The sequence below is a fragment of the Streptomyces sp. NPDC087901 genome, from assembly GCF_044742205.1.
In the GTDB taxonomy this organism is placed as follows: domain Bacteria; phylum Actinomycetota; class Actinomycetes; order Streptomycetales; family Streptomycetaceae; genus Streptomyces.
This window is the reverse complement of sequence record NZ_JBIUUC010000015.1, coordinates 195,421-215,465: the sequence shown is the minus strand read 5'-3', so window position 1 is coordinate 215,465 and position 20,045 is coordinate 195,421. Positions and strand designations below refer to the sequence as shown.

Genomic DNA, 20,045 nt, shown 5'->3' with positions numbered 1-20,045 from the left:
CGTCGCGGAACCCCCCCCGCGGGGGGCCGGGCCCCCCCCCTGTTGGAGCCCGGGGCCCGGGGGCCCCCGCGGGGGGGTGTGGGGGGGGGGGGGGCGCCCCCGGGGGGGGGGGGGCCCCCCCGGCCCCCCCCACGACGGATGGTTCACGCGAGGCGCGTGCGGACCGCCTCGGTCACCTCGGCCAGGGGCACGGCCGTCTGCTCGCCGGACTCCATGTCCTTGAGCTGGACGATCCCCTCGGCCAGGTCGCGCTCGCCGGCCACGATCGTGAAGCGCGCGCCCGAGCGGTTGGCGCTCTTCATCGCGCCCTTGAGCCCGCGTCCCCCGAACGCGAAGTCCGCGGCCACACCCTCGCGACGCAGCCGAGTGACGACACCGAACAGCACGCGCCGCGCCTCCTCGCCGAGCGGAACGGCGAAGACGCTGGTGGTGGAGGGCAGTTCGAGCTCGATGCCCTCCGCCTCCAGTGCGAGCACGGTGCGGTCCACGCCGAGCGCCCAGCCGACCGACGGCAGCGCGGGGCCGCCGATCATCTCGGACAGGCCGTCGTACCGGCCGCCGCCGCCGACCGCGGACTGCGAGCCCAGACCGTCGTGGACGAACTCGAAGGTGGTGCGGGTGTAGTAGTCGAGGCCGCGGACGAGCTTCTCGTCGTCCTCGTACACGACACCTGCCGCGTTGAGCAGGTCCCGGACCTCCTCGTGGTACGCCTTGCAGGCGTCGCACAGGTAGTCGCGCAGCACGGGGGCGCCGGTCAGCTGCTTCTGGACCTCGGGGCGCTTGTCGTCGAGGACCCGGAGCGGGTTGATCTCGATGCGCCGGCGGGTCTCCTCGTCGAGGTCGAGCTCGCGCAGGAAGCCCTGGAGCGCGTCGCGGTAGACGGGCCGGCACTCCTTGTCGCCCAGCGAGTTCAGCAGGATGCGGAACTCGCGCAGCCCCAGGCTGCGGTACGCCTGGTCGGCCAGGATGATCAGCTCGGCGTCCAGGGCCGGGTCCTCGGCGCCGATCGCCTCGGCACCGACCTGCGAGAAGTGCCGGTAACGGCCCTTCTGCGGGCGCTCGTAGCGGTAGTACGAGCCGGAGTACCAGAGCTTGACCGGCAGGTTGCCGAGCTTGTGGAGGTTGGCCTCCAGGGCGGCCCGCAGCACGGACGCGGTGCCCTCGGGGCGCAGGGCGAGCTCGGAGCCGCCCTTGGTGGTGAGGGTGTACATCTCCTTCGACACGATGTCGGTGGACTCGCCGACGCCGCGGGAGAAGAGGGCCACGTCCTCGAAGCCGGGGGTCTCGATGTAGCCGTAGCCGGAGTTCTTCAGCGGTGCGGAGATCGCCTCGCGCACGGCCAGGTACTTCGCGGAGTCGGGCGGGGTCAGGTCGTACGTGCCCTTGGGGGCCTTGAAGGTGCTCACGATGTCGCTCTCGTCACATTCCTCGTCGGGGCGCGTCCATACCGCTCAGATACGGATTGGTGGCGCGCTCGCGGCCGATGGTCGTCTGGGGGCCGTGGCCGGACAGCACCACGGTCGAGTCGTCGAGCGGCAGGCACACGCGGGCCAGCGACTCGAGGAGCTCGGCGTGGTCGCCGCCGGGCAGGTCGGTGCGTCCGACGGAGCCGGCGAAGAGCAGGTCGCCCGAGAAGAGAACCTGCGGAACATCCGCGGCCTCGGGCATCCTGAACGTCACCGACCCCTTCGTATGGCCGGGCGCATGCGAGACGCCAAACTCCATACCGGCCAGCAGCAGCTGCGCGCCGTCGCTCAGCTCCTTGACGTCGTCCGGCTCCCCCACCGTCAGCTCGCCCATGAGCGGCATCCCGATGGAGCGGCCGAGGGCCTTCTCCGGGTCACTCATCATGTAGCGGTCCTCGGGGTGGATCCAGGCAGGGACGTCGTGCGCGCCGCACACCGGGACGACCGAGGCGACATGGTCGATGTGGCCGTGGGTGAGGACGACGGCGACGGGCTTCAGCCGATGCTTCTTCAGCGCTTCCTCGACTCCGGCGGCGGCCTGGTGGCCCGGGTCGATGATCACGCACTCCTCACCCGCGGCGGGGGCGACCAGGTAACAGTTGGTCCCCCAGGCCCCGGCGGGGAACCCGGCAATGAGCACGATCGTCCTTAATGGTCGTCCGACGAGGGAGGTCGGCTGCGAGGTCGCAGCAGTTCAGAGCCTACCGGCGCTCCTCATTCCACAGCTAACCCATATACGGTACGGGGCAACCCAGGCCCGATCACACGACGTACAAGGAGATCACCCGGTGGTCAGCAGCGATCAGCGGCGGCGGCAGCTCGCCAGGGAGAAGTTCGAGCGGCAGCAGCAGCGCCGGGAGGACGCCCGTCGAAGGACGAGGCGGCTGACCGTCGTCATCGCCTCCGCAGTGGCCGTGGTGGCGGTCATCGGCGGTGCCACGTATTTCGCCACCAACGGCGACGACGACAAGGACACCAAGGCCGATGCGGCCGCGAGCCAGAGCCCGTCGGCCGCGCCCTCTCCCTCGGCGAGCGAGAAGACCGTCCCCGAGCCCGCGATGAAGATCGACAAGACGGCGAAGTACACGATGTCGCTCAAGACGAGCCAGGGCGACATATCTTTCGCGATGGACGCGGCGAAGACCCCGCACACGACGAACTCCTTCAAGTCGCTGGCCGACAAGAAGTACTTCGACGGCACGAAGTGTCACCGGCTGACCACACAGGGCATTTTCGTCCTGCAGTGCGGCGACCCGAAGGGCGACGGCACCGGTGGCCCCGGCTACACGATTCCCGACGAGAACCTGACCGCGCTCGGCAAGGCGGGCGCCGACGGCACGGTGACGTACCCGGCCGGCACGGTGGCGATGGCCAACACCAGCCAGCCGCACACCGGTGGCAGCCAGTTCTTCCTCGTCTACAAGGACAGCAAACTGCCGCCCAGCTACACGCCGTTCGGCACGATGGACGCGGACTCGCTGAAGGCCGTCGAGGCCATCGGCAAGGCGGGAGTCGCCGGCGGCGCCGCCGACGGTGCGCCGACGAAGGCCGTGAACATCTCGAAGGCGGCCGTCGACAAGGCGTGAGCCGCGGCGGGCCCGGCAGGATCCCTCCAGTGGTCACTCGGTGCGGCCGGATAATTTTCGGCCGCGCTGAGTGCGGACAGCCGGGCGGCCCGTCGCCTAGATTGGCGTTGTGCAGGGCGGGCGCAGCCCGCCCCAGGAAACTGTGGACGATGCCAGGGGGGCGAGCCCCTCACGGGCATCAGGTGGAGGAGGCGCTGTGAGCAGCGACCCGTGGGGCCGTGTCGACGAGACAGGCACCGTGTACGTGCGTACAGCCGATGGCGAGCAGGTCGTCGGATCGTGGCAGGCCGGTTCTCCGGAGGAGGCCCTGGCTTACTTCGAGCGCAAGTACGAGGGCATTGTGGTCGAGATCGGCCTCCTCGAACGGCGGGTGAAGACCACCGACCTGTCGGCGAAGGACGCGACGACCGCCATCGAGCATCTGCGGGGGCAGGTCGACGAGCATCACGCCGTCGGTGACCTGGACGCGTTGCGCAAGCGGCTGGACGCCCTGGTCGCGACGGTCGACTCGCGGCGCGAGGAGCGCAAGGCGCAGAAGGCCAAGCAGACCGACGAGGCGAAGCACGCCAAGGAGGCGCTGGTCGTCGAGGCCGAGGAGCTGGCGCAGAGCGAGCAGTGGCGCTCCGCGGGCGAGCGGCTGCGCGCACTCGTCGACACGTGGAAGGGCCTGCCCCGGCTCGACCGCAAGTCGGACGACGAGCTGTGGCACCGCTTCTCGCATGCGCGCTCGGCGTTCTCCAAGCGCCGCAAGGCCCACTTCGCCTCGCTGGACGCCCAGCGCGAGGAGGCCCGCAAGGTCAAGGAGAAGCTGGTCGTCGAAGCCGAGGCGCTCTCCGGGTCCACGGACTGGGGCCTGACGGCTGCCCGCTACCGCGACCTGATGACCGAGTGGAAGGCGGCGGGCCGCGCCCAGCGCGAGGCCGAGGACGCCCTGTGGGAACGCTTCCGCGGCGCCCAGGACGTCTTCTTCGCCGCTCGCAACGGGGTCTTCGCCGAGCGCGACGCGGAGCAGGGCGGGAACCTCGCGCTCAAGGAGGAGCTCGCCGTCGAAGCCGAGAAGCTCGTTCCGGTGAAGGACCTGAAGGCGGCCAGGGCCGCGTTCCGGACCCTCAACGAGCGCTGGGAGGCCATCGGCCATGTGCCGCGTGACTCCCGCCCCAAGGTCGAGGGGCGGATGCAGGCGGTGGAGCGTGCGCTCCAGGAGGCCGAGGAGTCGGAGTGGCGCCGGACCAACCCGGAGGCACGAGCCCGTGCCGCGGGTCTGACCGGGCAGCTCCAGGCGGCCGTCGACAAGCTGCGTACGCAGATCGACACGGCTCGCGCCTCGGGCAACAACGCCCGCGCGGACAAGCTCGCCCGCGAGCTTGAGGGCCGGCAGGCGCTCCTGGACCAGGCGCTGAAGGGCCTCGAGGAGTTCGGCGGCTGATCGAGCCGCAGCAGGACATGGAGCGGGCCCCGGTACGCGATGCGTACCGGGGCCCGCTCCATGTCCTGGGACGTTCCCGAGTGCTCGCGGTTACGGCCTGCGGGCCGAGGTCACCCGGTAGACGTCATAGACGCCCTCCACGCTCCGTACGGCCTTCAGGACGTGCCCGAGGTGCTTGGGGTCGCCCATCTCGAAGGTGAAGCGCGAGGTGGCCACCCGGTCACGGGACGTCTGCACGGCCGCGGACAGGATGTTGACGTGCTGGTCGGACAGGATCCGTGTGACGTCCGAGAGGAGCCGGGACCGGTCCAGCGCCTCGACCTGGATCGCGACCAGGAAGACCGAGGACTGGGTGGGCGCCCACTCGACCTCGAGGATCCGCTCCGGCTGCTGCGAGAGCGAGTCGACGTTGACACAGTCCGCCCGGTGCACGGAGACTCCGCTGCCCCGGGTGACGAAGCCGATGATCGGGTCGCCGGGCACGGGCGTACAACAGCGGGCCAGCTTGACCCAGACGTCCTCGACGCCCTTGACGACCACGCCGGGATCCGCCTTGGCGCGGCGCTTGTTGCGTCCGTGCGAGGGCGGGGAGCTCTCCGCCAGGTCCTCGTTGGCCGCGTCCTCGCCGCCGAGCGCCTGCACCAGCTTCTGCACGACGCCGGCCGCCGCCACATGTCCCTCGCCGATCGCGGCGTAGAGGGACGAGATGTCGGGGTAGCGCATCTCATGGGCGAGCGTGACGAGCGAGTCGCCCGTCAGGATGCGCTGGATCGGCAGGTTCTGCTTGCGCATGGCCCGCGCGATGGAGTCCTTGCCCTGCTCGATCGCCTCGTCGCGGCGCTCCTTGGAGAACCACGCACGGATCTTGTTGCGGGCCCGCGGCGACTTGACGAAGCCGAGCCAGTCGCGAGAGGGCCCGGCGCCGGCCGCCTTGGAGGTGAAGACCTCCACCAGGTCGCCGTTGTCGAGCGTCGACTCGAGCGGCACGAGCCGCCCGTTGACCCGTGCTCCTATGGTCCGGTGGCCGACCTCCGTATGGACGGCGTACGCGAAGTCGACCGGTGTCGCCCCTGCGGGAAGCGCTATGACGTCGCCCTTGGGCGTGAAGACGAAGACCTCGTTGCGGGAGAGGTCGAAGCGCAGGGACTCCAGGAACTCGCTGGGGTCCTCGGTCTCCTTCTGCCAGTCAAGGAGCTGGCGCAGCCACGCCATGTCGTTGACGGTGTCCTGGCCGCGGCCGCCGCCCGTGTTCTTGGGGACGTCGGTGCGCACCTTGGAGGCGCCCGCGACGGCCTCCTGCTTGTACTTCCAGTGCGCGGCGATGCCGTACTCGGCACGGCGGTGCATGTCGAACGTACGGATCTGCAGCTCGACGGGCTTGCCGCTGGGACCGATCACCGTGGTGTGCAGCGACTGGTACATGTTGAACTTGGGCATCGCGATGTAGTCCTTGAACCGGCCGGGGACCGGATTCCATCGCGCGTGGACGGTGCCGAGCGCCGCGTAGCAGTCGCGGACCGTGTCAACGAGCACCCGGATGCCCACCAGGTCGTAGATCTCGGCGAAGTCCCGGCCCCGCACGATCATCTTCTGGTAGACGCTGTAGTAGTGCTTCGGCCGTCCGGTGACGGTCGCCTTGATGCGGGCGGCGCGCAGGTCGGACTGGACCTCGTCGGTCACTATGGCGAGGTACTCGTCGCGCTTGGGCGCCCGCTCGGCGACCAGGCGGACGATCTCGTCGTACATCTTGGGGTAGAGGATCGCGAAGGCGAGGTCCTCCAGCTCCCACTTGATGGTGTTCATGCCCAGGCGGTGGGCCAGGGGGGCGTAGATCTCCAGCGTCTCGCGGGCCTTCTTCTCCTGCTTCTCCCGCTTGAGATAGCGCATGGTGCGCATGTTGTGCAGCCGGTCGGCGAGCTTGATGACGAGGACCCGGGGGTCCTTCGCCATGGCGACGACCATCTTGCGTACGGTCTCGGCCTGCGCGGCCTCGCCGAACTTGACCTTGTCCAGCTTGGTGACGCCGTCGACCAGCAGGGCGACCTGGTCGCCGAAGTCGCGACGCAGGGTGTCCAGGCCGTACTCGGTGTCCTCGACCGTGTCGTGCAGCAGCCCCGCCATCAGGGTGGCCGGATCCATACCCAGCTCGGCGAGGATCGTGGTCACGGCGAGCGGATGCGTGATGTACGGGTCGCCGCTCTTGCGCTTCTGGCCGCGGTGCCAGCGCTCGGCGACCTGGTAGGCCTTCTCGATCTGGCGCAGCGTGGCCGACTCGATCTTGGCGTCGTTGATGCGGACGGTGCGCAGCAGCGGTTCCAGTACCGGGTTGTACGGGCTGGAGCGCTGCACGCCGAGGCGAGCCAGCCTGGCCCTCACCCGGTTGGACGACCCGCCGGTACGGGCCACCGGGCCCGCGGGCCCGGCCGGTGCCGCTGCGGGCTTGGAGGGCGGCTTCGGTGCGGTGGGGGCCGGGGAGACGGGGACGGCCGGCTGCGCGGGGGAAGCGGGCACGGGCCCGTTCGCCTCGGCGGGGGCCGGACCCGTGCCGGGCTCCGGAGCCGGGGGCTTCGGCTTCTCCGCGGGCTGCTGCGTCGCGGGCGTGGCTGGGGCCGCCTCGGGCTTGTCGGGCTGCGGGGCGGCGACTGGCTGGGCCTCGTCTGGCAAGAGCACTCCTCGTGCGGATCCGGACACCCGGAAAGGCCATCGTATCGACCCGGCGGCCGGTCCTCCCCCGGGGACCGTGAGAGCCCTCACAACGCGAAACGGGCGCCCTGCTGTTCCCGGGTGCCCGTATAGGTGCGCGTCCGCGGTCGTGCGCACCGTCCGGTGCTGTTCAAGCCATGATCAGAGCACGACGCGGTAGTGGGTGGTCAGACGCCGCTCGTCGTCCAGCACGTGGAACGCGAGGCCGGGCGGCTGGTCGCGGTCCGCCGCCCCACCGGCCTCCCAGGGCATGCGCAGGGTCCAGGTGATGGCGGGGCCGACGATCAGCGGGCGGGCGGCGAACGTCGAGGCGGCCGCGGTGTGCGCGTGGCCGGTGAGGACGGCGACGACGCGCGGGTGCGCGGCGAGCAGGCCGGCCAGCTGTCCGGGCTCTTCGAGCATGCCGGAGTCGGGCAGCGGGTGGTGGAGCGCCACCGGCGGCTGATGGAACGCGATCAGCGCCGGGGTGTCCTGCGGCAGCGCGGTGAGAGTGGTGTCGATCCAGGCGAGCGTACCGGCGTCGAGGCGCCCCTCGTCGCGGCCCGGAATGGTGGAGTCGCACATCAGGACGGCGGTGCCGGCGATGAGGCGATACCGGTTGACGGGGGAGTCGCCGGGCGCCTCGCCGAGCATGGCCTTGCGGTAGGCCGGCCGGGCGTCGTGGTTTCCGGGGCAGGTGAGCACGGGGAACGGGGCGGTCAGGATCCGGGCCGCTTCCTCGTACTCGCTCTCCGCCCCGTGATCGGCTATGTCCCCGGTGACCAGGAGCGCGTCGACCGGGCGGGGCAGGGCACGCAGGTAGTCCATGACGAGGGTGGCGCGCCGGGTCGCTCTCTCGCTGCCGTCCAGGTGCAGGTCACTGATCTGGGCAAGAAGTGTCGTCATTCCTCTGTCTCCTCCATGGCGGGCCCGGGCGGCCGAGCGGTACCGGGCAGGCGTCGCCACTCCTCCCCGCACCTAACGGAAGTTTCCGCTTTTCCCGTTAGAACCTTAGGGTGTAGGCGGGATGTGATCAAGTGGTCGCCGATGCGGCACCGAGAGCGGGAGGAGCGTCCTGTGGAGCGATGGCCGGCACTGGAACTGGCGAGCACGATCCGGCACGACGGGGACGGTGGTGTCACCGACGATCTGGCTACGGTCCAGGGAACGACCCGCTGGATTCACGAGCAGGGCGACCTGCCGGCCGGCCATGTCCCGGCGCCCGGACTCGTGGCGGACGAGGAGCTCAGACTCGTGATCGTCGGACTGCGCCGGGCCGTCCGGGCCCTGTTCGCCCACGCGGTCGCTCCCGCTCCGCCCAGCCCGGCGGATGCCCTTCACCTGATGCCTGTCGACGAGGCCCTGGCCCATGTCAACGCGGTGTCCGCCCGGGAACCGGTCGCCCCGCAGATGGACTGGCCTCTCGACGGCGCCCCCGCCGCCAGGCTGCTGTCGGCGCAGGGCGATCCGCAGGTGCGCCTGGTCGCGGCCCTGGCCCGCTCCGCCATCGACTTCCTGACGGGGCCGCAACGCGAGCAGTTGCGCGCCTGCACCGCGCCCCGCTGCGTGCGCTACTTCGTCAGACGTCACGGGCGGCAGGAATGGTGCAAGCCCTCCTGCGGAAACCGGGCACGGGCGGCGCGCCACTACAGGAGCCGGCGCACGGCGAGCGAGGAGCCCTCCCCGTCCTGACGGTCTTCACGGCTCCGGGGGCGGTGCCCACGAGCACGCGAAGAGGGCACCCGGATGGCTCCGGGTGCCCTCTTCGCTGTGCGTGTACGCGGCGGGTCAGACCGTGATCAGGGCCTCCAGCGGAGCGCCCTGCAGGTGCGGCGCCAGCCGATCACGGCCGGCCAGGAATCCCAGCTCCATGAGGACGCAGACACCCGCGACCGTGGCCCCGGCCCGCCGGATCAGCTCCAGCGAGGCCCCGGCGGTGCCGCCCGTGGCCAGGACGTCGTCGATGACCATGACGCGGTCGTCGGCCGACAGGTCCTCCGCGTGGACCTCGATCTCCGCGGTGCCGTACTCCAGCTCGTACGCCTGGCCGAGCGTGGCTCCCGGAAGCTTCCCGGCCTTGCGGACGGGGATGAAGCCGAGGCCGGCCCGTACGGCGACCGGCGCGGCCAGGATGAAGCCGCGGGCCTCCAGGCCGACGATCTTCGTGGCTCCGTGCCGTACGCACAGTTCCGCGAGTGCGTCCGTGAGGGCCGTGAACGCGACCGGGTCCGCGAGCAGCGGGGTGATGTCCTTGAACATCACGCCCGGCTTCGGGTAGTCCGCCACGTCACGGATACGGCTGAGCAGCAGGTCCCTGGTGCTCTCGGTGGTGCTGGTCATCGACGCTTCCCCGGGGTCCGGCCATGGCCCCTGGGGGGCTCCTGGCGCTGGCCGACGACCGCACCGGCGGGCGCGGTGTCCTCGGGGGACTGCTCGTCCGCCTGCTCGGCCTCGTTGAGCTCGCCCTTGGCGGCGGCAGCGGCGCGCTTGGCGAGGATCCGCTTCTTCAGCGCCTTCATCTGCGGTTCGCGTTCCTTGAGGTCGGCGACGAGCGGAGTGGCGATGAAGATCGAGGAGTACGCACCGGCGGCGAGACCGACGAAGAGTGCCAGCGAGATGTCGTTCAGCATGCCGGCGCCGAGAACACCGCCACCGATGAACAGCAGACCGGCGACCGGCAGCAGGGCGACGATCGTGGTGTTGATCGAGCGGACCAGCGTGCTGTTGATGGAACGGTTGGCGACCTCGCTGTACGTCCACCGGGTCTGCTTGGTGATCCCCTTCGAGCCCTCCTTGAGGCTGTCGAAGACGACGACCGTGTCGTAGAGGGAGTAACCGAGGATCGTCAGCAGACCGATCACGGTGCCCGGGGTGACCTCGAAGCCCACGAGCGCGTAGACACCGACCGTGATGGTGATGTCGTGGATCAGCGCGACGAGGGCCGCGATCGCCATCCGCCATTCGAAGGCGATCGCCAGGTAGATCACGACGAGGACCATGAAGACGCCGAGACCGGTCCATGCCTTGTTGGCGATCTGCTCACCCCAGCTGGGGCCGACCAGGTCGGCCGCGATCTTCTCGGTCGGGACGTCGAGGCCCTTGGAGAGCTCGCCCTTGATCTGGTCGGACTTCGCGGTGTCGACCTCGGTGATCTGGATGCGCAGACCACCGTTGCCCAGCTTCTGAACGATGGCCTGGTGCCCGGAGGAGTCGCTCGCCAGCTTCTCCGCCTCGTTGACGGACACGCTCGTCTTCGGGGTGGTGAAGACCGCGCCGCCCTTGAACTCGATGCCCATGTTCAGGCCGCTGACCGCCAGGCCGACGATGGCCGTGATGGTGATCAGGATCGAGATGCCGTACCAGATCTTGCGCTTGCCGATGAAGTCGTAGCCGACCTCGCCGCGGTAGAGACGGGCGCCGAGATTGCCGAGTCGCGACATCTCACGCCTCCTTCGGGTCGGTGGGGGCGTTGACACGGCGCGAACGGCGCAGCGGCGGCTTGGCTCCGAGCCGCTTCGGGTCCAGTCCGGACCACGGGTGACCGCTGGCGAAGAACTTCGTGCGGGCCATGAGCGTCATGACCGGCTTGGTGAAGAGGAAGACCACGACCACGTCGAGCAGGGTGGTGAGGCCCAGCGTGAACGCGAAGCCCTGGACCTTGCCGACGGTGACCACGAACAGGACCGCCGCCGCCAGGAACGACACGAAGTCGGAGACGAGGATGGTGCGCCGGGCGCGCGGCCAGGCCCGTTCGACGGCCGGGCGCAGTGTGCGGCCCTCGCGGATCTCGTCCCGGATGCGTTCGAAGTACACGATGAACGAGTCCGCGGTGATTCCGATCGCCACGATGGCACCACAGACCGCGGGCAGGTTCAGCGCGAAGCCGATGGCCGGGCCGAGCAGCGACATGATCGTGTAGGTCAGGATGCCGGAGACCAGGAGGCTGAGAAGCGCGATGAACGCCAGCCCGCGGTAGTAGGCCACCAGGTAGATGACCACCAGGGCCAGGCCGATGGCACCCGCGATGAGGCCTGCGCGGAGCTGCTCGCCACCGAGCGCGGCGGTGACGGTGGTGACGCTCTGCTCCTGGAAGGAGAGCGGCAGCGCACCGTAGGAGAGCACGTTGGCGAGTTCCTCGGCGGTCTGCTGGTTGAAGCTGCCGGAGATCTCGGCGTTGGCGCTCAGCGCCGTGCTGACCGAGGGCGCCGAGACGACTTCACCGTCGAGCGCGATGGCGAACTGGTTCTGCGGCGACTGCTGCTGGGCGAGCTTGCCCGTGGTCGTGTGGAACTTCTTGGCGCCGCCGCCGGTGAACTCCATCTGAACGATCCACTGACCGTTCTGCTGGTTGATCGCCGCCTTGGCACTGTCCACGTCCGTGCCGTCGACCTCGGCCGGGCCGAGTACGTACTTGGCGGAGCCGTCCTGCTCACACGCGACCACCGTGTCGGTGGCCTTGGTGCCCTGGGACGCCTTGGAGCGGGAGGCCTTGCTGGAGCAGTCCAGTGCCTCGAACTTCTTCTGCAGATCCGCTGCGGCCGCCTGCTCCTCGGCGGAGGCGGTCGGGGTGGAGCTCGCCTCCGGCGTGGTGCTGGCCTTGGGCGTGGCGCTGGCCTTGGGCGTGGGCGTGGAGTCGGCCTTCAGAGCGCCGGTGACCGCGCGGCCCTGGGTGGTGGCGCTCGCGCCGGGCTTCGCGGACGGGCTGCTCGCCTTGTCCGAGGCGGAGGCGCTCGGCGTGGCGGACGGGCTGGCCTTGTCGGAGGACGAGGCGCTCGGCGCAGGCGTGGGCGTTCCCTGGGCGACGGTCAGCACCGGCCGGAAGTAGAGCTTCGCGGTCGTACCGACCTGCTCACGGGCCTGGGCGGAGTTCGTGCCCTTGGGGATGTTGACGATGATGTTGCGATCGCCCTGGGTCTGGACCTCGGCCTCGGAGACACCAAGACCGTTGACGCGGCGCTCCATGATCTGGACCGCCGTGTCCATGTTGGTCTTGTTGATCGCCGACTCCTGGCCGGGCTCGGCCTTCGCCTCCAGCGTGATGGACGTGCCACCGGCCAGGTCGATGCCGAGTCGCGGCGTCGGCTGGTCGGCCAGGAACATCCCGCCGGTGAGAGCGACCATGGCGATCAGGATCAGAGCCAGGGAACGCCCCGGCCTGCCCTGACCGCCGGCCGGTCCTCGGCCCTTCTTCGGTGCTGCCACCTTCTCGTTTCTCCCTGTCCAACCGCCCCGCGCCGGGTACGCGCCCGAGCGGCCACGAAGTTTAGTGGGGACCCGCCCCCGCAGAAGACCGCACGGTCCGGGGATGGCCGGATGCCTGTGGGCTCACGGCATCCCCGGGTCGTGTGCTACTTCGCGTCGGCCTCGCCGTCGGCCTTGCCCTCGGACTTCTTGTCGGCCTTGTCGTCGGCCTGCTCGGCGTCGTCGGCCTCGGTCTTCTTGACCAGGTCGGTCTTCGCGTCGTCCGAGGTGACCTCGTCGGCCTCGGTCAGCGAGGAGGCGTCGTCGGGGACGACCGCGCCGTCTACGTCGAGCTCCTCCACGTCACCGTGGACGATGCGGTTGTACTCCGCGTCGTCGAGGACGGCACCGATGGCGTTCTTCGCGTAGATGGCGTGGACGCCGGGGGCGACCTCAAGGAGAACCGTGTCGTCGTGAAGCTCCTTGACGGTGGCGTACATGCCCCCGATCGTCCGGACGCCGGTGCCGGGCTGCATTTCATTGCGCATGTTCGCAGCCGCCGCCTGCTTCTTCTTGGCGGACCGCGTCATCAGGAACATGGCCCCGATGAGCACGATGAAGGGGAGGAGAGTCACGGGATTCACGGGACGATTTTCCTTCGCACGACCGCGCTCGAAGGCGGCCTGGTCTACGGGGGTGGGTACACCGACCTTTAAGGGCGGCATCGGCGGAGTCTAAGCGAGTCCGCATCGATGGAACAACGCCCAGCATGGCACCGTGGTTCCTCTGTGGGTCAACCTGTGATGCATCACGCCCCGAACAGACCCTGTTGTCCCTTTCCGCCGTGCTGTGGAGGCACCAGCCCGAGGTGAGCCCAGGCTGCCGGGGTGGCGACCCGCCCCCTCGGCGTCCTGGCCAGCAGTCCTTCCCGTACGAGGAAGGGCTCCGCGACCTCCTCTACCGTCTCGCGCTCCTCCCCCACGGCCACCGCGAGCGTGGACAGGCCGACCGGACCGCCGCCGAAAAGTCTCAGCAGGGCGCCGAGCACAGCCCGGTCCAGCCGGTCCAGTCCCCGGGCGTCGACCTCGTACACCCGCAGAGCCGCGGCGGCGATCTCCCGGTCGATCCTGCCGTCGGCCTTGACCTGGGCGTAGTCCCGGACCCGGCGCAGCAGCCGGTTGGCGATACGGGGCGTGCCGCGCGAGCGCCCGGCGATCTCGGCGGCGCCTTCGACGTCTATCTCGACGTCCAGGAGTCCGGCCGAGCGGTGAATCACCCGTTCCAGTTCATTCGGGGCGTAGAACTCCATGTGCCCGGTGAAGCCGAAGCGGTCGCGCAGCGGAGGCGGCAGCAGTCCCGCCCTGGTGGTCGCGCCGACCAGGGTGAAGGGCGGCAGCTCCAGCGGGATGGCGGTGGCCCCCGGCCCCTTGCCGACGATCACGTCGACCCGGAAGTCCTCCATGGCCATGTAGAGCATCTCCTCGGCGGGCCGGGACATGCGGTGGATCTCGTCGAGGAAGAGAACCTCGCCCTCCTGGAGCGAGGACAGGATCGCCGCCAGGTCGCCCGCGTGCTGGATGGCGGGGCCGGAGGTGATCCTGATCGGCGCGTTCATCTCGGCCGCGATGATCATCGAGAGGGTGGTCTTGCCCAGCCCCGGGGCGCCGGAGAGCAGCACGTGGTCGGCGGTGGCGCCGCGGGCACGGGCCGCCTTGAGGACCAGGTCGAGCTGTTCGCGCACCTTCTCCTGGCCGACGAACTCGTCGAGGTCCTTGGGGCGCAGCGCTGCCTCGACCGCGGTGTCCTCGCCGTCCGCGCCGGCGTCGACGAGCCGCTCGTCGAGGAGCTCGTCGGTGTCGGGTCCGGTCTCGTCCCAGTTCATCTCGTCAGTCCCGCCTCGGGTGTTTCGGTGCCGTGCCGTGGAATGCCAGGCCGGGCGTCAGGGTGTCGCCCGGGTCAGCTCAGCGCGTGCGGTTGAGGGTCTGCAGGGCGGCGCGCAGCAGCTGCGGCACGGGCGGCTGGGCGCCCTCGGCGAGGGCCGCCTCCGCCTGCGGCGCCACGGCGGACACCGCTTCGTCCGCCTCGCGGGTGGCGTAGCCGAGACCGATCAGGGCGGCGTGGAGCTGGTCGCGCCAGGCGGCGGAGACCGCGGTGCCGATGCCCTGCTGGCCGATGTGGGCACCGACGGGCTCGCCGAGTCTGTCCTTCAGCTCGAGCAGGAGCTTCTGGGCGCCCTTCTTGCCGATGCCGGACACGGCGGTGAGCGCCTTCTCGTCGCCGGTGGCCACGGCGATGCGCAGGGCGTCCGGGCTGTGCGTGGCGAGCATGGCCTGGGCGAGCCGGGGCCCGACCCCACTGGCGGTCTGGAGGAGCTCGAAGACCTGCCGCTCGTCGTCGTCGGCGAAGCCGTAGAGCGTCAGCGAGTCCTCCCGTACGACGAGGGAGGTGGCGAGCTTGGCCTCCTTGCCGATGCGGAGGCCGGCGAGGGTGTTCGGTGCGCACTGGATGGCCATGCCGATGCCGCCGACCTCGATCACGGCCGTGGTCGGGGCGAGTGCGGCGACGGGGCCGCTGACGAAGGCGATCATCGGGGGACCTTCCGGACGGGGGCTGCTGCGGTGCGCGGGACGCGCGGGGTGCGGGCAGCCGCTGCGGCCGCCGCGTGCGCCTGCTGGAGGCGGTTGAGCGCGGGGGCGCGCCAGATGTGGCAGATGGCGAGGGCGAGGGCGTCGGCGGCGTCCGCGGGCTTCGGAGGGGCGTCCAGGCGCAGGAGCCGGGTCACCATGGCGCCGACCTGCGCCTTGTCCGCGCGTCCGCTGCCGGTGACGGCTGCCTTGACCTCGCTGGGCGTGTGCAGGGCGACCGGGATGCCGCGGCGGGACGCGCAGAGCATGGCGACCGCGCTGGCCTGGGCGGTGCCCATCACCGTACGGACGTTGTGCTGGGCGAACACCCGCTCCACGGCCACGTACTCGGGCCGGTGCTCGTCGAGCCACTCCTCGATGCCGCGCTCGATGGCCACCAGCCGGTGGCCGAGCTCCGCGTCGGCGGGGGTGCGCACGACTCCGACGCCGAGCATCGTCAGAGGGCGGCCCGCGACGCCTTCGACGACTCCGACGCCGCACCGGGTGAGCCCGGGGTCCACGCCGAGTACCCGCACGGTTCGCCCCCTCCTTGCCGATCGGTCAACTGTTCCCGCAGGCTATCGGCTCGCACTGACAATGCGACGGGCCGACGGGGTGTGTCCCCGTCGGCCCGTCCGCGGAAAGCCGCGCCGGTAACCCGGCAGCCGCTCAGGCGTCGACCTGCTCCATGACCTCGTCGGAGACGTCGAAGTTGGCGAAGACGTTCTGCACGTCGTCGCTGTCCTCCAGCGCGTCGATGAGCTTGAAGATCTTGCGCGCGCCCTCTTCGTCGAGGTCGACCTGCATGGTGGGCAGGAAGTTGGCCTCGGCCGAGTCGTAGTCGATGCCCGCCTCCTGGAGCGCGGTGCGGACCGCGACCATGTCGGTGGCCTCGCTGACGACCTCGTAGGTATCGCCGAGGTCGTTGACCTCCTCGGCGCCGGCGTCGAGGACCGCGTCCAGCACGTCGTCCTCGGACAGCTCGCCCTTGGGGACGATGACGACGCCCTTGCGGTTGAACAGGTACGAGACCGAGCCCGGGTCGGCCATCGAACCGCCGTTGCGCGTCATCGCGACACGTACGTCGGACGCGGCACGGTTGCGGTTGTCGGTGAGGCACTCGATGAGCACCGCGACACCGTTCGGGCCGTAGCCCTCGTACATGATCGTCTGGTAGTCGACGCCGCCCGCTTCGAGACCGCCACCGCGCTTGACCGCGGAGTCGATGTTCTTGTTCGGGACCGAGCTCTTCTTCGCCTTCTGGATCGCGTCCACAAGGGTCGGGTTGCCCTCGGGGTCCACCCCGCCGGTGCGGGCCGCGACCTCGATGTTCTTGATCAGCTTCGCGAAGAGCTTGCCGCGCTTGGCATCAATCACGGCCTTCTTGTGCTTCGTCGTAGCCCATTTAGAGTGGCCGGACATCTGCCTTCTCCTTCGCGTCACCAAATTCCGTACGAACCCGAGAGATCCTACCGGGGTCGAGTCAGCTGACTGCGCGCACCATGTCGACGAAGTACGCGTGAAGCCGGTGGTCTCCGGTCAGTTCCGGGTGGAATGACGTGGCAAGGGCGTTTCCCTGCCGTACCGCCACGATGTGGCCGCCGTGCTCGGCGACCACCTTGGCCTGCGCGCCCACGGACTCGACCCAGGGGGCCCGGATGAAGACGCCCTCGACCGGGCCGCCCTCGATTCCGGCGACCTCGACGGCCGCCTCGAAGGACTCGTTCTGCCGCCCGAAAGCGTTACGGCGCACGATCATGTCGATGCCGCCGACGGTCTCCTGGCCCGAGCGCGGGTCGAGGATCTTGTCGGCGAGCAGGATCATCCCGGCGCAGGTGCCGTAGACCGGCATCCCGGCCCGCACCCGCTCACGCAGCGGTTCCAGCATGCCGAACAGGGCGGCCAGTTTGGACATCGTGGTGGACTCGCCACCGGGGATGACCAGGCCGTCGACCTCGGCGAGTTCCTCGGGACGCCGGACCGGCCTGGCCAGGGCATCCGCCGAGGCCAGGGCGATCAGGTGTTCCCGTACGTCGCCCTGGAGAGCCAGGACGCCGATGACAGGGGTGTCGCTCATCGGTGACTACCAGCCACGGTTCGCGTAGCGCTCGGCCTCGGGCAGGGTGTCGCAGTTGATGCCGACCATGGCCTCGCCCAGGTTGCGGGAGGCGTCCGCGATGATCTTCGGGTCGTCGTAGAAGGTGGTGGCCTTCACGATGGCGGCGGCGCGCTTGGCCGGGTCGCCGGACTTGAAGATGCCGGAGCCGACGAAGACGCCCTCGGCACCGAGCTGGCGCATCAGCGCGGCGTCGGCCGGGGTGGCGACGCCGCCCGCGGAGAAGAGGACGACGGGCAGCTTGCCCAGCTCGGCAACCTCCTTGACCAGCTCGTACGGGGCGCGGAGGTCCTTGGCGGCGGCGTACAGCTCGTTGTTGTCGTAGCCGCGCAGCCGGGCGATCTCGTTCTTGATCTGCCGCAGGTGGCGGACGGCCTCGACGACGTTGCCGGTGCCGGCCTCGCCCTTCGAACGGATCATGGCCGCGCCCTCGGCGATGCGGCGCAGCGCCTCGCCCAGGTTGGTGGCGCCGCAGACGAACGGGGTGGTGAACGCGAACTTGTCGCTGTGGTTGACCTCGTCGGCCGGGGTGAGGACCTCGGACTCGTCGATGTAGTCGACGCCGAGGGACTGCAGGACCTGGGCCTCGACGAAGTGTCCGATGCGGGACTTCGCCATCACCGGAATGGAGACGGACTCGATGATCTCCTCGATCATGTTCGGGTCCGACATCCGGGCCACGCCGCCGTCCTTGCGGATGTCGGCCGGCACCCGCTCCAGGGCCATGACGGCCACGGCACCCGCGTCCTCGGCGATCTTCGCCTGCTCGGCGTTGACGACGTCCATGATCACGCCGCCCTTGAGCTGCTCGGCCATGCCGCGCTTGACGCGGGCGGTGCCGGTGGCGGGGGCGTCGGACTGCGGGGTGGTGGGAAGCGTGGACACGGATCGACCTCACTCGGAGAAAAGATTGCTGAACGTGCAGGGGTGATGCACTGCTGAGCAAACTCTCCGGCACCAGTCCACAGCAAGGGCCAATAGGAGGCCGGTGGATCGTTTTCTCCGCCGCGGGGCGGGCGCGGGTGTGCCGTCCCCGCCCTGCGAAGGCCTCCGTCAGCTGACCGGGCGGTCCGCGAGGGCTACCGGCGGCTCGTCGTCCATCTCGAAGGCCAGCGGGAACGGGGCGTGCCCGGCCAGCCGGAACCAGCGCACCGTGCGGTGGCGCCGCAGCGCACGCGCCGCCCGCACCGCGTCGTTGTGGAACCTGCGCGCCATCGGGACCCGGCGTACCGCCGCGGCCAGCTCCGAGGCGGCCTCCTCGCCACCCGGGATCTCCTTCACCGCCTCGACCTGCGCCCGCTCGCCGAACACCGCGCGCAGGGCGGTGCTCAACTCGCTCTCGGCGACCTCGCGGTGCTCCTCCTCCGCCTGGCGGGCGGCGTGCGCGGCCTCGTACAGGACGATGGACGCCGCCGGGTCGAGGACCCCGGACGTGGCGAGTTCCTGGGTGACCGAGGCGCGGCGCAGCAGTTGGGCGTCGAGGGCGGCGCGGGCCGCGTCGATACGGGTGTGCAGCCGGTCGAGACGGCCGGCGGTCCAGCTGAGGTACAGGCCGATCGCGACGAGCACGACGGCGGTCCAGATGAGGGTTTCGGTCACGGGCGGCAAGGCTACCGGTGAGCGGGCGCCGGACGGGGCCCCGGACGGCGGGGAACGCCCTCCGGGGAACGTCTCAGTCCCGGGCCAGCCCGAACCGGGCCCGCAGACCCGTGCGTTCGTCCGCCGCCACCGACGCGGCGCCGTCCGCCACCGTCTCGTACACCGCGAGGATGTCCGCCCCCACCGTCGACCAGTCGAAGCGCCGCACATGCGTGCTCCCGCGCTCACGCAGCTCCGCGCGCCGCTCCGGGTCGCCAAGCAGCCGGACCGCCGCGGTCGCCAGGGCGTCGGCGTCCTCGTTGGCGAACAGCTCCCCCGCCGCACCCAGATCCAGGACCTGCGCGAACGCGTCCAGGTCGCTGGCCAGAACCGGAGCACCCGCCGACATGGCCTCGACGAGGATGATGCCGAAGCTCTCGCCTCCGGTGTTGGGCGCGACGTACACATCGACGCTGCGCAGCAGCCGCGCCTTGTCCTCGTCACTCACCATGCCGAGGAACTCGACGCGCGCACGCATCTCCTTCGGCAGCGAGGCGACGGCCTCCTCCTCGTCTCCCCGGCCCGCCACCAGCAGCCGCGTGCCGGGACGTGCGGCCAGGATCGCGGGCAGGGCCCGCATCAGGACGGGCAGGCCCTTGCGGGGCTCGTCGATGCGCCCGATGAAGCCGATCGTGCCGCCCTGCCACTCGGGGCGGGGTTCGGCCGCGGCGAAGAACCCGACGTCCACCCCGTTCGGGATGACCACGGCGTCGCCGCCCAGGTGCTCGACCAGGGTCCGGCGCGCGTACTCGCTCACCGCGATGCGCGCGCTGATCTTCTCCAGCGCCGGCTGGAGGATCGGGTACGCGGCGATCATCGCCCGGGAGCGCGGATTGGACGTGTGGAACGTGGCGACGATCGGCCCCTGGGCCGCCCAGCACGTCAGGAGCCCCAGCGACGGCGAGGTCGGCTCATGGATGTGGATCACGTCGAACGTGCCGTCGTGCAGCCACCGCCGCACGCGCGCCGCGGACAGGAAGCCGAAGTTCAGCCGGGCGACGGAGCCGTTGTACGGGACGGGCACGGCCCGTCCCGCGGACACCACATAGGGCGGCAACGGCGTCTCGTCGTCGGCCGGGGCCAGCACGGAGACCTGGTGTCCGAGCCGGATCAGGTGCTCGGCCAGATCACGGATATGGAACTGCACGCCACCCGGGACGTCCCAGGAGTACGGGCAGACGATGCCGATCTTCACTGCTGGGGCCCTTCGTTCGGGTCAGGCCGGATCAGGGAGTGGGGTCCGGTGCGTGCGGCTGCAAGGCGGAGGAGGGAGTCACTGCGGAGCGTCGGCGACCGACGACAACGCCGCAGAGGTGCGTGCCGGAC

19 protein-coding genes are annotated in these 20,045 nt (G+C 70.4%); 3 read left to right on the top strand and 16 right to left on the bottom strand.

The window, feature by feature from the left end; genetic code table 11:
- Positions 1 to 143 precede the first annotated feature (143 nt).
- The gene (gene hisS / locus ACIOEW_RS34130) at positions 144 to 1,406 is read right to left on the bottom strand and encodes a histidine--tRNA ligase (protein ID WP_362555074.1); all 1,263 of its coding nucleotides are present in this window, start codon (positions 1,404 to 1,406) and stop codon (positions 144 to 146) included.
- Positions 1,407 to 1,419: 13 nt separating this feature from the next.
- The gene (locus ACIOEW_RS34125) at positions 1,420 to 2,106 is read right to left on the bottom strand and encodes an MBL fold metallo-hydrolase (RefSeq protein ID WP_401968744.1); all 687 of its coding nucleotides are present in this window, start codon (positions 2,104 to 2,106) and stop codon (positions 1,420 to 1,422) included.
- A 148-nt stretch (positions 2,107 to 2,254) separates the two neighbouring features.
- Here ACIOEW_RS34125 and ACIOEW_RS34120 point away from each other — a divergent pair, with 148 nt between their 5' ends.
- Both ACIOEW_RS34120 and ACIOEW_RS34115 read left to right on the top strand, forming a co-directional pair.
- The gene (locus ACIOEW_RS34120; RefSeq protein WP_401968743.1) at positions 2,255 to 3,052 is read left to right on the top strand and encodes a peptidylprolyl isomerase; all 798 of its coding nucleotides are present in this window, start codon (positions 2,255 to 2,257) and stop codon (positions 3,050 to 3,052) included.
- A gap of 196 nt (positions 3,053 to 3,248) precedes the next feature.
- Positions 3,249 to 4,478 carry a DUF349 domain-containing protein gene (locus ACIOEW_RS34115; RefSeq protein ID WP_401968741.1) on the top strand — a complete coding sequence of 410 codons (1,230 nt, stop codon included), beginning with the start codon at positions 3,249 to 3,251 and terminating at the stop codon, positions 4,476 to 4,478.
- Positions 4,479 to 4,568: 90 nt separating this feature from the next.
- Here ACIOEW_RS34115 and ACIOEW_RS34110 read toward each other — a convergent pair whose 3' ends face one another.
- Positions 4,569 to 7,142, bottom strand: coding sequence for a RelA/SpoT family protein (locus tag ACIOEW_RS34110; protein ID WP_401968739.1), 2,574 nt, complete (start codon positions 7,140 to 7,142; stop codon positions 4,569 to 4,571).
- A 180-nt stretch (positions 7,143 to 7,322) separates the two neighbouring features.
- A complete protein-coding gene (locus tag ACIOEW_RS34105; protein WP_401968737.1) occupies positions 7,323 to 8,066 on the bottom strand; it encodes a metallophosphoesterase in 744 nt (247 codons plus the stop codon).
- 171 nt (positions 8,067 to 8,237) lie between these two features.
- Between ACIOEW_RS34105 and ACIOEW_RS34100 the strand changes: the two genes are divergently transcribed.
- Positions 8,238 to 8,852, top strand: coding sequence for a CGNR zinc finger domain-containing protein (locus ACIOEW_RS34100; RefSeq protein ID WP_401968736.1), 615 nt, complete (start codon positions 8,238 to 8,240; stop codon positions 8,850 to 8,852).
- A gap of 96 nt (positions 8,853 to 8,948) precedes the next feature.
- On the opposite strand, the gene ACIOEW_RS34095 is transcribed toward ACIOEW_RS34100, so the two are convergent.
- The 12 genes from ACIOEW_RS34095 to ACIOEW_RS34040 form a co-directional block, all read right to left on the bottom strand.
- Positions 8,949 to 9,500, bottom strand: a complete 552-nt coding sequence (locus tag ACIOEW_RS34095; protein WP_401968734.1) for an adenine phosphoribosyltransferase — start codon at positions 9,498 to 9,500, stop codon at positions 8,949 to 8,951.
- Positions 9,497 to 10,600 (bottom strand): protein translocase subunit SecF, encoded by a 1,104-nt coding sequence (gene secF / locus ACIOEW_RS34090; protein WP_362557534.1) that lies wholly within the window; start codon positions 10,598 to 10,600, stop codon positions 9,497 to 9,499. The genes ACIOEW_RS34095 and secF overlap by 4 nt, the downstream gene beginning before the upstream one ends.
- A gap of 1 nt (position 10,601) precedes the next feature.
- Positions 10,602 to 12,362, bottom strand: a complete 1,761-nt coding sequence (gene secD / locus ACIOEW_RS34085) for a protein translocase subunit SecD (RefSeq protein ID WP_401968732.1) — start codon at positions 12,360 to 12,362, stop codon at positions 10,602 to 10,604.
- A gap of 146 nt (positions 12,363 to 12,508) precedes the next feature.
- Entirely contained in the window at positions 12,509 to 12,985 is a 477-nt protein-coding gene (yajC, locus tag ACIOEW_RS34080; RefSeq protein ID WP_362557538.1) for a preprotein translocase subunit YajC, read from the bottom strand.
- A gap of 164 nt (positions 12,986 to 13,149) precedes the next feature.
- Positions 13,150 to 14,223, bottom strand: coding sequence for a Holliday junction branch migration DNA helicase RuvB (ruvB, locus tag ACIOEW_RS34075; protein ID WP_362557540.1), 1,074 nt, complete (start codon positions 14,221 to 14,223; stop codon positions 13,150 to 13,152).
- 79 nt (positions 14,224 to 14,302) lie between these two features.
- Positions 14,303 to 14,929 (bottom strand): Holliday junction branch migration protein RuvA, encoded by a 627-nt coding sequence (gene ruvA, locus ACIOEW_RS34070; protein WP_362557542.1) that lies wholly within the window; start codon positions 14,927 to 14,929, stop codon positions 14,303 to 14,305.
- Positions 14,926 to 15,501, bottom strand: coding sequence for a crossover junction endodeoxyribonuclease RuvC (ruvC, locus tag ACIOEW_RS34065; RefSeq protein WP_351002155.1), 576 nt, complete (start codon positions 15,499 to 15,501; stop codon positions 14,926 to 14,928). The genes ruvA and ruvC overlap by 4 nt, the downstream gene beginning before the upstream one ends.
- Positions 15,502 to 15,634: 133 nt before the next feature.
- Positions 15,635 to 16,387, bottom strand: a complete 753-nt coding sequence (locus ACIOEW_RS34060; RefSeq protein WP_362557544.1) for a YebC/PmpR family DNA-binding transcriptional regulator — start codon at positions 16,385 to 16,387, stop codon at positions 15,635 to 15,637.
- A gap of 61 nt (positions 16,388 to 16,448) precedes the next feature.
- Positions 16,449 to 17,042 carry a pyridoxal 5'-phosphate synthase glutaminase subunit PdxT gene (gene pdxT, locus ACIOEW_RS34055; RefSeq protein ID WP_326735123.1) on the bottom strand — a complete coding sequence of 198 codons (594 nt, stop codon included), beginning with the start codon at positions 17,040 to 17,042 and terminating at the stop codon, positions 16,449 to 16,451.
- Positions 17,043 to 17,048: 6 nt separating this feature from the next.
- On the bottom strand, positions 17,049 to 17,966 hold the full coding sequence (gene pdxS / locus ACIOEW_RS34050; RefSeq protein WP_362557546.1) for a pyridoxal 5'-phosphate synthase lyase subunit PdxS: 918 nt from the start codon (positions 17,964 to 17,966) through the stop codon (positions 17,049 to 17,051).
- Positions 17,967 to 18,134: 168 nt separating this feature from the next.
- A complete protein-coding gene (locus ACIOEW_RS34045) occupies positions 18,135 to 18,680 on the bottom strand; it encodes a hypothetical protein (RefSeq protein WP_362557547.1) in 546 nt (181 codons plus the stop codon).
- Between the two features lie 73 nt (positions 18,681 to 18,753).
- Positions 18,754 to 19,914 carry a glycosyltransferase family 4 protein gene (locus ACIOEW_RS34040; RefSeq protein WP_362557549.1) on the bottom strand — a complete coding sequence of 387 codons (1,161 nt, stop codon included), beginning with the start codon at positions 19,912 to 19,914 and terminating at the stop codon, positions 18,754 to 18,756.
- Positions 19,915 to 20,045 lie beyond the last annotated feature (131 nt).